10 protein-coding genes are annotated in these 12897 nt (G+C 64.1%); 2 read left to right on the forward strand and 8 right to left on the reverse strand.

Going from position 1 to position 12897, the window contains the following annotated elements; translation table 11 throughout:
* Positions 1-21 precede the first annotated feature (21 nt).
* Entirely contained in the window at positions 22-528 is a 507-nt protein-coding gene (locus E8M84_RS00980) for a hydrolase (protein WP_137109310.1), read from the forward strand.
* Positions 529-572: 44 nt separating this feature from the next.
* Here E8M84_RS00980 and gltB read toward each other — a convergent pair whose 3' ends face one another.
* The 8 genes from gltB to E8M84_RS01020 all read right to left on the reverse strand — a co-directional run bounded on the left by gltB (position 573) and on the right by E8M84_RS01020 (position 11988).
* Positions 573-5111 carry a glutamate synthase large subunit gene (gltB, locus tag E8M84_RS00985; protein WP_137109311.1) on the reverse strand — a complete coding sequence of 1513 codons (4539 nt, stop codon included), beginning with the start codon at positions 5109-5111 and terminating at the stop codon, positions 573-575.
* 10 nt (positions 5112-5121) lie between these two features.
* Positions 5122-5565: a GFA family protein gene (locus tag E8M84_RS00990; RefSeq protein WP_137109312.1), complete on the reverse strand. Its 444-nt coding sequence runs from the start codon at positions 5563-5565 to the stop codon at positions 5122-5124.
* On the reverse strand, positions 5555-6250 hold the full coding sequence (locus tag E8M84_RS00995) for a hypothetical protein (protein ID WP_137109313.1): 696 nt from the start codon (positions 6248-6250) through the stop codon (positions 5555-5557). The genes E8M84_RS00990 and E8M84_RS00995 overlap by 11 nt, the downstream gene beginning before the upstream one ends.
* Before the next feature lie 105 nt (positions 6251-6355).
* Positions 6356-7792 carry an NAD(P)-dependent oxidoreductase gene (locus tag E8M84_RS01000; RefSeq protein WP_137109314.1) on the reverse strand — a complete coding sequence of 479 codons (1437 nt, stop codon included), beginning with the start codon at positions 7790-7792 and terminating at the stop codon, positions 6356-6358.
* Positions 7793-8036: 244 nt separating this feature from the next.
* Positions 8037-9119 carry a mandelate racemase/muconate lactonizing enzyme family protein gene (locus E8M84_RS01005; RefSeq protein WP_137109315.1) on the reverse strand — a complete coding sequence of 361 codons (1083 nt, stop codon included), beginning with the start codon at positions 9117-9119 and terminating at the stop codon, positions 8037-8039.
* The gene (locus E8M84_RS01010; RefSeq protein ID WP_137109316.1) at positions 9119-10177 is read right to left on the reverse strand and encodes an ABC transporter permease; all 1059 of its coding nucleotides are present in this window, start codon (positions 10175-10177) and stop codon (positions 9119-9121) included. Before E8M84_RS01010 ends, E8M84_RS01005 begins: the two co-directional genes overlap by 1 nt.
* Positions 10174-10950, reverse strand: coding sequence for an ATP-binding cassette domain-containing protein (locus E8M84_RS01015; protein WP_137109317.1), 777 nt, complete (start codon positions 10948-10950; stop codon positions 10174-10176). The genes E8M84_RS01010 and E8M84_RS01015 overlap by 4 nt, the downstream gene beginning before the upstream one ends.
* Before the next feature lie 57 nt (positions 10951-11007).
* Positions 11008-11988: a substrate-binding domain-containing protein gene (locus E8M84_RS01020; protein WP_205914553.1), complete on the reverse strand. Its 981-nt coding sequence runs from the start codon at positions 11986-11988 to the stop codon at positions 11008-11010.
* 212 nt (positions 11989-12200) lie between these two features.
* On the opposite strand from E8M84_RS01020, the gene E8M84_RS01025 reads away from it, so the two are divergent.
* Positions 12201-12890 (forward strand): GntR family transcriptional regulator, encoded by a 690-nt coding sequence (locus E8M84_RS01025; RefSeq protein WP_137109319.1) that lies wholly within the window; start codon positions 12201-12203, stop codon positions 12888-12890.
* Positions 12891-12897: the final 7 nt, after the last annotated feature.

A 12897-nucleotide genomic window follows, 5' to 3' on the forward strand; every position in this document is an offset into this window, starting at 1 on the left:
ACCCGCCGAAGGAGAAGGACGATGCAAACCAACGCACTTCCCAGATACGACCAGTCCGTGAACACCACCGGCTGCTGCCCTCGTTTCAACCCGGAAGGCTGGGACGGGGCCGAGCTTCACTTCCGCGACAAGCCCTTCCTGCGAGCCGAAACCCTGTCCGCGATGCACATCCCGCTGAACATGGGCAAGGTCTTCACCCGCGTGCAGGGCCATATCGACGACGCTGCCGCGATGGACCCTGAACAGGTGATCGTCCTGTCGCGCGACCTCTCGGCCTTCAAGGGCGAACACCTGTTCGCAGTCACCAAGGACGTGCCCGAGGAAGAGATGACCCGCCTGTCCGGTGACTATGTCACGAAGGTATTCGAAGGGCCCTACAGCGATGCCAAGGACTGGTATGGGGAACTCAAGGCCCTCAGCGCCAGCCACGGGAAGCCAGACGGCAAGGTGTGGTTCTTCTACACGACATGCCCGAACTGCGCGAAGGCCTATGGCAGCAACTACGTCGTCGGCCTGGCCGAAGTCTGAGGTCCAGAGGGCGGCCCGAAGCAATCGAGCCGCCCTTGAATGTCTTACTCGGCCGGAACCTTCGCCACCTCGTCCGACAGCGGATAGGGCAGCCGGTCCACCATCTCCTTCGGGCAGACCTGAAGGAAGTTCAGCCGCTCGCGGTCCCAGTTCTGCAGGATACGGTCGGCGATCCGGCTGCCGGTTTCCTCCAGATGCCGGGCGATCAGGCCCTTCAGCTGCATCTCCCAGTGCGGATGCTCCACCGCGCAGGTCAGGATCGACTCCAGGTTCATGAAGTCCTCGGCCACGCCGTCGGGATCGTAGACATAGGCCATCCCGCCCGTCATCCCCGCCCCGAAGTTGGCGCCGATCCGGCCCAGGATCACCGCGACACCGCCAGTCATGTACTCGCACCCGTTCGACCCGCAGCCTTCCACGACCACCGAAGCACCCGAGTTCCGCACCGCGAAGCGCTCCCCGGCCCGACCACTGGCGAACAGGAACCCGTCGGTCGCCCCGTACAGAACGGTGTTCCCGATGATCGTGTTCTCCTCGGCCTTCAGCGGCGAGGACATCAGCGGCCGCACCGTGATCGTGCCGCCCGACAGGCCCTTGCCGACATAGTCGTTGGCATCGCCCTGCACTTCCAGCTTCAGCCCCCGGACGCTGAACGCGCCCAGCGACTGCCCGCAAGACCCGGTCAGCTTCACCGTCAGATGGTCCGGCTGCAGCGCGTTCCGCATCCCGAACTTCTTCACGATGTGTGATGAGGCCCGCGTCCCGATGGTCCGCAGCGTGTTCCGCACGGCATAGGACAGCTGCATCTTCTCGCCGTCTTCGAAGAAGCGATGCCCGTCGCGAATGATGTCGGCGTCCAACGTATCCGGCACGGCATTCCGCGGCTTCGACCGGTCATAGGTGATCGACCGCGCCCCATCGACGCTGATCAGCATCGGGTTCAGGTCAAGGTCGTCAAGGTTGGCCGCACCGCGCGAAACCTGCGTCAGCAGATCGGCCCGCCCGATGATCTCGTCCATCGACCGCGCACCGATGGACGCCAGGATCTCCCGCACTTCCTGCGCATAGAAGGTGATCAGGTTCACCACCTTGTCCGCAGACCCGGTGAACTTCGCCCGCAGGCGTTCGTCCTGGGTGCAGACCCCCACCGGGCAGGTGTTTGACTGGCACTGGCGCACCATGATGCAGCCCATCGCGATCAGCGCGGCGGTGCCGATCCCGTATTCCTCGGCCCCCATCATCGCCGCCATGACGATGTCGCGCCCGGTCCGCAGCCCACCGTCCGTGCGCAAGGTCACCCGCTCGCGCAGGTTGTTCATCGCCAGAACCTGATGCGCCTCGGTCAGGCCCATCTCCCACGGCAGGCCCGCATACTTGATGCTGGTCGCAGGCGAAGCCCCGGTCCCGCCGTTATGGCCCGAGATCAGGATCACGTCGGCTTTGGCCTTCGCCACCCCCGCCGCAATCGTGCCAACGCCCGACGACGACACCAACTTCACCGTAACCTTGGCGCGCGGGTTGATCTGCTTTAGGTCGTAGATCAGCTGCGCCAGGTCCTCGATACTGTAGATATCGTGGTGCGGCGGCGGGGAAATCAGGGTCACCCCCGGCGTCGAATGCCGCAGCCGCGCGATCAGCGCCGTGACCTTCATCCCCGGCAGCTGGCCGCCCTCACCGGGCTTCGCGCCCTGCGCGACCTTGATCTCAAGCTCTTCACAGGCGTTCAGATACTCCGCCGTCACGCCAAAGCGCCCCGACGCGACCTGCTTGATCTTGGCGGAGGGGTTGTCCCCGTTCGGCTCCGGCGTGAAATGCGCCGGGTCCTCGCCACCCTCGCCGCTGTCCGACTTCGCCCCGATCCGGTTCATCGCCACGTTCAGAGTCTTGTGCGCCTCGGGCGACAGCGCCCCCAGCGACATCCCCGGCGTCACGAACCGCTTGCGGATCGAAGTGATGCTCTCCACCTCCTCAATCGGCACCGGCTTGCCCAGGGTCTTGATGTCCAGAAGGTCCCGCAGATGGATCGGCGGGTTCGCCCGCATCGCGGCGGAATACTGCTTCCAGATGTCATAAGACGCCCGGTCACAGGCCGATTGCAGCATGTGCATCGTCTGCGCTTCCCAAGCGTGCTTCTCGCCCGACCGCCGCGCCTTGTAGAAACCGCCGATGGGCAGGACGTCCGCCCCACCCAGCCAGCCGCGCTTGTGGACTTCCTCCAGCTTCTGCTCCACGCCAGTCAGGCCGATGCCCGAAATGCGCGCCTGCATCCCCGGGAAATACTCAGCCACCATCGCACGGGACAGCCCCACGGCCTCAAAGTTCAGACCGCCGCGATAGGAGGAGATTACGGAGATCCCCATCTTCGACATGATCTTCAGAAGCCCCGCGTCGATGGCATCCCGATACCGCCGCATTGCGTCGGTCAGCGAGCCGTCCAGCAGCCCCCGGTCGATCCGGTCGGCAATGGAGTCCTGCGCGATGTAAGGGTTCACTGTCGTCGCGCCCGAGCCGATCAGGACGGCAAAGTAATGCGGGTCGATGCATTCCGCCGACCGCACGTTGATCGAGCAGAACGTCCGCAACCCCTTCCGCGTCAGCCAGGAATGCACCGCCGAGGTTGCCAGGATCATCGGCATCCCGACCTTGTCCGGCCCCTGATGCTCATCCGTCAGGACCAGTTGCCCAGCGCCGGACCGCACCGCATCCTCGGCCTCGGCCCGGATGCGCTCCAGCCCCTGCCGCAGGTCATCCAGCCCCTCGCCCACCGGGAAGGTGCAGTCGATGAACGCCACCTGATCGCCAAAACGCTGCACCATCACGTCGAACTCGCGGTTCGCGATGAAGGGGCTTTCGAGGACCAGGATTTCGGTCTGGCTGTTGTTCTCGTCCAGCACGTTCCGCAGGTTGCCGAACCGCGTCTTCAGCGACATCACGCGCCCCTCGCGCAGCGAGTCGATGGGCGGGTTCGTCACCTGGCTGAAGTTCTGCCGGAAGTAATGCGACAGCGGCCGATAGACCGACGACAGCACCGCAGGCGGCGTGTCATCACCCATCGAGGCGACCATCTCTTTCCCATCCTCGGCCATCGGGGCCAGAACCTGCTCCAACTCCTCGATGGTGAACCCCGCCGCGATCTGGCGCTTCCTCAGCTCACCGCCCGTGAATGTCTGCGTCTCCGGCACGTCCCTCAGCAGGCTGTTCAGGTCGACGATCTTGCCGACCCATTCGCTGTACGGCTGCGCGGCCGCCAGTTTGTCCTTCATCTCCACATCGTGGTACAGCTTGCCCTCGGCCATATCGACAGCAATCATCTGCCCCGGCCCCAGCGCGCCCTTTTCGCGAATCGTCGACTCATCGACCGGCACCATCCCGGCCTCCGACCCCGCGATCAGCATCCCGTCGCCGGTCACCACATAGCGCATCGGCCGCAGACCGTTGCGGTCAAGACCCCCGCAGACCCAGCGGCCATCGGTCATGGCCAAAGCCGCCGGCCCATCCCACGGTTCGATAACCGAGTTGCAGTAGGAATACATGTCCGCCCAGGCCTTGGGCATGTTCACCGTCTGCTTCGACCAGGCTTCCGGCACCAGCATCGTCTTGGCCATCGGAGCCGACCGCCCCGACCGCACCAGAACTTCGAACACCGCGTCCAGGGCACCCGAGTCCGACGTGCCGCCCGGGATGATCGGCTTGATGTCCTCGGCCGCCTCGCCAAAGTTGTTCGAAGCCATCCGGATCTCGTGGCTTTTCATCCAGTTGACGTTGCCCTTCAGCGTGTTGATCTCGCCGTTGTGGGCCAGCATCCGGAACGGCTGGGCCAGCCACCACTGCGGGAAGGTGTTCGTCGAATACCGCTGGTGATAGATCGCGAAGGCGGATTCAAACCGCTCGTCCATTAGGTCGGGGTAGAAGGTCGCCACCTGCTCGGCCAGCATCATCCCCTTGTAGATGATCGACCGGCAGGAGAGCGAACACAGATACATCCCCTGGATGCCCGCCGCCGTCGCCGCCTTCTCGATCCGCCGCCGGATGATGTACAGCTCGCGCTCGAACTGCTCCTGATCGATGTCCTTCTCGCAGCGGATCAGAATCTGTTCGATCTCGGGCCGCGTCGCATTGGCCTTATCGCCCAGGACCGAGACATCCACCGGCACATGCCGCCAGCCGTAGATGTAATGCCCCATCCGCAGGACCTCGGTCTCCACGATGGTCCGGCAGCGTTCCTGAGCGCCAAAGTCCGTCCGCGGCAGGAAGACCTGCCCCACGGCGATCAGCTTGTTGACATCTGGCTCGTGCCCCGTCCGACGCACCTGATCATAGAAGAACCGCACCGGGATCTGCACATGGATCCCCGCCCCGTCGCCGGTCTTGCCGTCCGCATCCACCGCGCCCCGGTGCCAGACCGCCTTCAGCGCATTGATGCCGTTCTCAACCACCTTGCGCGACGGCTTGCCCGAAATGGAAACCACCAGCCCCACGCCGCAGGACGAATGCTCATCCTCGGTCTTGTACAGCCCGTTCGCGTCCAGCCAAGCGCGCTTTTCCTCTTCGGCCTTTACCCAGGCGGCATCGTATTTGGTCATGGCTTGCCCCTCATTCACTGGCCAGAAGCGGGAATTTCTCCACGCACTGCGCTCGCGTCAAAACGTTCCGACCGGTCCCCGCGAAAGCATAGCTGTCGGGCTTGTGGTCGATGTAGATCTCATTCGTCATGGTCAGCCCGTTCGCATCGTCGAACGTGCCAATCGGCAGTTCCAGGTTGCCCGCGTATGGCCCGTCCGCCGTCACCCGGAACCACAGGGCCGAACCGCAATCGGCGCACCAGGCCCGCTCGCCCCAGGCCGAGGACTGGCGCTTGGCCACATGCTCAAGGCCCGTCCACTCCACGCTTGCGGTGGGAACCGTGATCCCCAACAGCGCCGAGCCGGTCCACTTCCGGCACATGGGGCAGTGGCAGACGCCGAAATTCGTCCCCGTCAGCGTGGCCTTGAACCGCACCGCGCGGCAGAGGCAACCGCCCTCGCGTTCAAGGCTCATGGCTCACCCTCCAGACCGGAAGCGAGGCGGTCAGTGCGTCGCAGTCGTAGATCGGCTGCATCGCGAGAAACCCCTCCTCCCCCGGGAAGACAAACTGCACTGGCGAGCCATCAATCGGCAGCCACTGGCCATCGCCCAGATCGGTCTCGCCCGGCCCCGCAAAGAACAGCCGCCAGTCTGGGTGGATATATTCGTTGCCCCGCGACCGGCGCAGGACGTTGCCAGACAGATCGTATTCGGTGAAGTCGACCTCGGTCTGGCTCAGCGTGATGCCGTCGATCAGCACCGATTTCCCGGTCAGCCGGTCATAGCCCTCGGCCCGGCTGCCCGTCCCGTCAGCCTTCGACAGGCTGAAGCTCCAGGTATCCATGCCTTCGCCGATCAACTCGGTCATGCTGGCCGGATCGGCAGGGGCGGGGTCGAGCGTCTGCTTGATCGGATCGTAGCTTTCGACCCACTGCCCCTCGGCGTCGATCTTCGAATAGAAGAATGGCCCCTCCTGATCCATGTCGACCCGCCACTGGTCGCCCGGTTGGTCCGCCGCACAGCGGTAGTAGTGCGACACGCGGCAGGCCTTGGACTGCACGGTCAGAAACGCCTCGCACCCCACGGGCGCCGTCCAGGTGCCGGCCAGCGCTGGGGCGGCCGGGGCGGTCAGGCAGGCAAGGATCAGAACTTTCCGCATCGCCGTTTCACCACTGCAATCAGGTCAATACACCTGACGTTTAACGCTTCCCGCCTCCTACGCGCGTATGCATGGGATGCATACGCGTTGTAGACGGGGTGTAGCCTACTCTGCCGCCACGGCCCCAGTCTGGCTCAGATACCCCAGGATCGCCTCCGCAGCCTCGCGCCCGTCGCGGATCGCCCAGACGACCAGGCTCGCCCCGCGCACGATATCCCCCGCCGCATAGACGCCCGGCAGGCTGGTCTCATGGGTGCGGAAGTCAGCCTTGATCGTGCCCCAGCGGGTGACCTTCAGCTCTGGCACCCCCCAGAGCGTCGGCAGCTCCTCCGGCTCGAAGCCCAGCGCCTGGATCACCAGATCGGCGGGTTCGACATAATCCGCACCTTCGATGATCTCGGGCGTCTGGCGGCCCGTGGCATCGGGTGCACCAAGGCGCATCTTCTGCACCATCACGCCGTCAACTTCCGTCCCGCCGGTGAACCCCTTCGGCGCGGAAAGCCACACGAATTCAACGCCTTCTTCTTCAGCGTTCTGCACCTCGCGCTGCGACCCCGGCATGTTCGCCCGGTCGCGGCGATAGAGGCACTTCACCGACAGCGCGCCCTGCCGGATCGCCGTCCGCACGCAGTCCATCGCCGTGTCGCCGCCGCCGATCACCACCACCCGCTTGCCCGAGGCGTTCAGCTCTCCGCTCTCATACTCCGGAACGTCGTCGCCAAAGCCCTTGCGGTTCGACACTGTCAGATAGTCCAGCGCCTTCACGATCCCCTTCGCGCCCACACCCGGAGCCTCAATGTCCCGCGCCTTGTAGACGCCCGTCGCGATCAACACCGCATCGTGCTGGCCGCGGATCGCGTCAAAGGTGATGTCCTCGCCCACGTTGCAGTTCAGGACAAAGTTCACGCCCCCGTCCGCCAGCTGGGCGTTCCGACGCTCCACCACGTCCTTCTCCAGCTTGAATCCGGGAATGCCATAGGTCATTAGCCCGCCCGAGCGGTCATAGCGGTCATAGACCGTGACCTGCACGCCCTGCCGCCGCAGCATGTCCGCCGCCGCCAGACCCCCTGGCCCCGCGCCGATGATGCCGACTGACTCCGACCGCTCGGCATGGGGGCGGATCGGTTTGACCCAGCCTTCCTCCCACGCCGTGTCGGTGATGTATTTCTCGACCGACCCGATGGTGACGGTCCCATGCCCCGACTGCTCAATCACGCAGTTGCCTTCGCAGAGGCGGTCCTGCGGGCAGATGCGACCGCAGATCTCCGGGAAGGTGTTGGTGGCCTGGCTAATCTCGTAAGCCTCTTGCAGACGGCCCTCGGCGGTCAGCTTCAGCCAGTCGGGGATGTTGTTGTGCAGGGGGCAATGCGACTGGCAGTAGGGCACGCCGCACTGGCTGCAGCGGCTGGCCTGCTCGGCGGCCTTGCGATCCGCGTACTCCCGGTAAATCTCGTGGAAATCCTGCGCGCGCGAGGATGCGTCACGCTTTTCCGGCATCTCCTTGCCGACCGTGACGAACTTCAGCATCTTCTGCGTGGCCATGGCTGCGCCTTTCACCGGAATCTGTCGGGCCTGCTGGATACAGCGGATCGCACCAGAGTAAAAGTCAGTATGATTGACCTATATATCGGTTTTAATCTGAAAACGGCAGAAATATTGCCCCATTTTTCGCAAAATAGGTCAGCATGGTTTCCGAAATGACCTGGCGAGAGGTCCTTCTGCACGGATTCACAGGGAGAATCCGGTTTCGGGGAATCTGTTGCGCCGGGCAGTTCGGCCCGTGGCCTCACAAATCCCGGGCGCTTTTCCGGCCTGCCTCGCTCAGGGTCAGGCCATGACCCGGGGCTTCGGGGATACCGACCACCCCGTCGCGGATGGAAAGCGTCTGGTCGACAAGGTGATCGAAGTTCTGGAACGAATACTCCAGCCAGCCAACCTCGGGCAGCGCAAGGGCGAGGTGAATCCCGACCTCAAGGAACGTATTGCCCAGGCTGATCGGTACGCCCCACTCTGCCGCAACCCAGGCGACCCGCATCACGTCGCTGATCTGGCCATGCACATTCAGGACATCGGTTGCACCGGCCTTCATCAGGGCCAACTTGCCCGAGGCATCCAGGTATTCACCCGAATTTATCATCGTGAACGGCAGGGTCTTTCGCAGCAGGCGCAGGCCTTCGAAGTCGTTCCGCAGAATAGGATCCTCGACCCAAGTCAGGTCGAAGCCCGCGTCACGGATCGCAGTTACCTTGACCGCCGCTTCCTTGGCCCCCCAGGCCTCGTTTGCGTCGACCATGATCCTTGCGCCCTTGCGCACGGTCTTCTGCAACAGTGCAAGTCGGTGAAGGTCACGCTCGAAGACGGGATGACCAACCTTGATCTTGAAGGCCGAATAGCCTTGCGCATTTGCCTTGCCAAACAGGTCGCAGAAGTCGTCATCCGACAGATGGAAGTCCAAGCCGCTGGCGTAGGCGGGCACGGGTTTCGGAGCGATGCCCCCCAGAAGCTGCCACAGCGGCAGACCCAACTGCTTGCCCGCAAGATCCCACAGCGCGACCTGCACTGCCTCGTGTGCAGGCAGGGACAACGGCCGGATGTTTCCACCCCGCGGGCGGTTGATCCGGTGGACAAGCCCCGCCGGATGCTGCCCGTCCAGCCCGGGCCAGACGTCCTGCAGGAACAACCGCTCCATTTCGGCCTGGGCCGGCATCGGCGTGAACAGGGACTGCATGAAGCCAAGGCCCGACTGGCCGTTCTGGTCGATCAGTTCCAGCGCCGCGATGCTGACCAGGTCGGTCCGGACCTGGCTGTCCCCGATCACCCGGTCGCGGGGAAACTGGATACGGGTGATGCGGAAATCGACGATGCGCATCAGCGATACCGGATCTGGTTCCAGCGGTGGCCCAGCAGGGACAGGATGATGATGAGGCCGTAGAAGAACTGGACGTAGAAGCCTGACAACCCGACGCCGACCACCCCGGTCTGGATGAAGGACACGGTGAAGGCCCCGATGGCGCTGCCGATGACCGTGCCGATCCCGCCCCAGGGTGCGGTGCCTCCGACGAAGACCGAGGCGAGACCGGGCAAGAGGTAGCTTTCACCCGAGGTGGGCCACCAGGTGTAGTTGATGAAGACCGCGAAAACCCCGGCCAGGCTTGCCCCGAAGCCGACAAAGGCGAAGGTCAGCAGGCGCACCCGGCGCACATTGATCCCCATCTGCTGGGCCGCATCGGGGTTGTCACCCACGACATGGACCCGCAAACCAAAGCGGTGCCGGTTGTAGATCAGCGAGCAGACGGCAACGAAGATCACGATCCAGAACACGCTGACCGGAATGCCCAGGTACTGATCCGCGAAGATGCGGTAGGCGAGGCTGTCGGGTAGATTGGGCAGCGCGATGGACTTGCCCTCGGTCCGGATCTGGATCAGCCCGCGCAGCATGAAGTTCATCCCCAGCGTGGCGATCAGCGACGACAGGTTGGCATAGACCACCAGCCAGCCGACGCAGAACCCAAGCCCGACGCCCGTCACCATTGCCCCCAGAAGGCCAAGGAAGGGATCAAACCCCGCCTGCACGATCAGGGCAAAGACCCAGCCGGTCATCCCGATGGTGGCCGGGAAGGACAGGTCGATCTCTCCCACGGTCACGACAAAGACCAGGGGCACGACGACGAAGATCACCACCGGCAGGCCGATCAGCACGGCGCGGTAGACGTTCCAGCTGGTAAAGACCGTGGGGTCACCGATCAGGAAGATCAGCAGCATCAGCACCGCGACCGCCAGCGCGCCCAAGGCGGGACGGTTGGCGCGCAAGAACCGGCGCAGGGGGCTTTGATCGGCATGGCGCCCTTCGGCCACGCGCCGGACAGCATTTGCGTCCAGTTTTTGCGGAGCTTGCGAGACCGGATCATCGGTGGGGTTCAAGCTCATGCTTTTCCGGCCTTTTCTGTCTTCGGCGACGGGTGCGCCAGTTCTTCCATGAACCGGACCAGCGCATCCGCACTGCCAAGTTCGGCCTTGGTGATCTGGCTGGCGACCCTTCCCCGATCCAGTACGACGAACCGGTCAGAGATGTCGTAGACGTGGTGGATGTTGTGGCCGATGAACAGGATCGACCGGCCCGCCGCCCGCGCCTGTTCGACGAAGTGGAAGACCTTTGCCGTCTCGGTCAGGGACAAGGCGGTGGTGGGCTCATCAAGAATGATCAGGTCGCTTCGGTTGTAGATTGCCCGGGCGATGGCCACGCCCTGACGTTCGCCACCGGATAACTGCCCGACGATGGAATCCGGCCCGAAGACCTTGGAGGTGAACCCGATCTCTCGCATCAGCCGTGATGCTTCCTCGCGCTGCTTTCCCGCCCGTAGAAAACCAAAGGGCCCGGTGATTTCCCGGCCCATGAAGATGTTCCAGGTGATCGACTGTTGGACGGCCAAGGCGCGATCCTGGAAGACCGTCTCGATCCCGGCGGCGCGGGACTGGGCGGCGTCCCAGCCGTGTACCGGCCTGCCGCGCACCAGGATCTCGCCGCTGGTCGGTCGGACGGCGCCAGCGAGAATCTTGATCAGCGTGGACTTGCCCGCGCCGTTGTCCCCGACCAGACCCACGACCTCGCCCTGGTCCACATGCAGGTCGACCCCGCCCAGGGCATAGACCTGACCATAGGATTTGCGGATGTCGCGAAGTTCGATGATGCGATCTGTCATTCTTGCCTGCACAGCCAGAGGTGGGCCGAGCGCAACGCCCGGCCCGATCTTAACGCATCAACGAAGGCCTTCCGCAGCCAACCCGGCAACGGCATCGACGTTGTCCGCCGTCACGAAGCCCGCGCCGGTATCGACGTTGATCGCACCCAGACCATAGACCACCTGCTGGCACAGGCTCAGGACCGGCATGTAGCCTTGCAGGAACGGTTGCTGGTCCGAGGTCAGATGCACCCAGCCGCCCTTGAACGCCTCGACGATCTGCGGGCTGGTGTCGAAGCCGATGTTGATGATGTCGCCAGGCCCCTTGCCGGCGGCCTCCATGTAGACCTTGGCATTCCCCAGGGGCTGGCCGCCGGGATAGGCGATCAGCTTGACGTCGGGATTGGCGGTGATCGCTGCGGTGATGACCGGGATGCCGGTGTTCGGGTCGGTGCCAAGCTCCTGCGGCGATTGCAGCTTGACCACCTTCATGCCGATGGCCTCAAACGCCTGGATCGTGCCCAGTTCGCGCTCGGACCGTTCTTCCTGCGACCAGTCGCTAAGGACGATGGCCACGTCGCCTTCCTTCAGGCCAAAGCGGCGGATGGCCTCTTCCCCCAGTGCGCGACCCTGCGGGTTCTGCTGCGCGCCGACATATCCACCCCCGAAGGCAGCCGTCACCTCATCGACCGGGACGTTCTGGTACATCATCTTGATCCCGGCCTCTGCGGCGTCCTTGGCCAGCGGCATGATCGCCGCGTTGCCCGGATGCCCCATCATCGCGATACCAGCCGGTCCGGCCGCCAGGGCCTCACGCAGTTGCTGCACCATCTTTTCGGAACTCCAGCCCGAGAAGACATACTCAACGTCAGCCCCGGTGTCGGCCGCCGCCTGAACCGCTCCATTGTAGACGATCGAGGCGAAGGCATCGCCTTCCGCGCCACCAGCAAAGAACCGCAGTTTCACGCCGCTGCACCAGTCGTCGCGCAGCGTGTCGGCACCGGACTGGCCGACGAGGGCAAGAACGGCACAAGCCGCAAGCATGGATTTCTTCAGCATCATTTCCTCCCGTGCTCTGTGCAGAGCGTCCGCTGTGACACGACCGGTTGGCTCCGGCGCCTGCTGTTGCCGACAGTGCTCCATCGCTTGCCGCGCACCCTCTGATCTGCCAGAACTTCGCAAATGTAGCAGAACGAGTACAGGTAGATGGATCACGATCCGAATCTGATATATCAGATTGGCTGTCAGACCTATCAGATGGGGGCGGCAGGATGCAAGTGGTAAAGACGGCCGCAGGGCGGACAGGTCCGTCTGCCAATCGCACGCTCAGCGATCTGGCGTACGAACGCATCCTTGAGGCCTTGTATGCGCGGCGGGTTCCTGCGGGCGCCTTCCTGTCGCAGGCCGATCTGGTGGCCCTGCTCGACGTTCCGGTCGCGCCGATTCGTGATGCCCTGCGGGTCCTGGAAGCCGAGGGTGTGGTGACCATTCACCCCCGGTCCGGGATCGAATTCGTCAAGCCGGGCCTGGAGCTGACCCGCTCCACCTATCAGTTCCGTACCATCATCGAACGGGCGGCCGTGCGCATCTTTGCCGAGACGGCACAGGCGAGGGTGTTCGAGGAGCTTGCGTCCGAACACGAGGCCTTGTGTCGGCAGATCGAGGCCAAGGGGCTAGACCAGGACACGCTGGCCGAACTGGAGCGGCTTGAGGTGTCGTTGCACGGGTCGATTGTCGACATTCTGGACAACCCGCTGATCGAATCCAGCTACCGGCGGATTCACAACTACCTGCGGCTGGTGCGGCTGGACCGCAAGCTGACGCCGCCGATTGCGCTCAAGTCGTTGCGCGAGCATCTGGCGATCATTGCCGCCTGTACCGCCCGCGACGGGGACGCAGCGGACGCGGCGGTGCAGGCGCATTTCGCTGCCGCGTTCCAGAGGCACATCGGTCTGTTCTAGGCGCCCC

The organism is Rhodobacter sp. SY28-1 (assembly GCF_005222785.1).
GTDB lineage: Bacteria > Pseudomonadota > Alphaproteobacteria > Rhodobacterales > Rhodobacteraceae > Tabrizicola.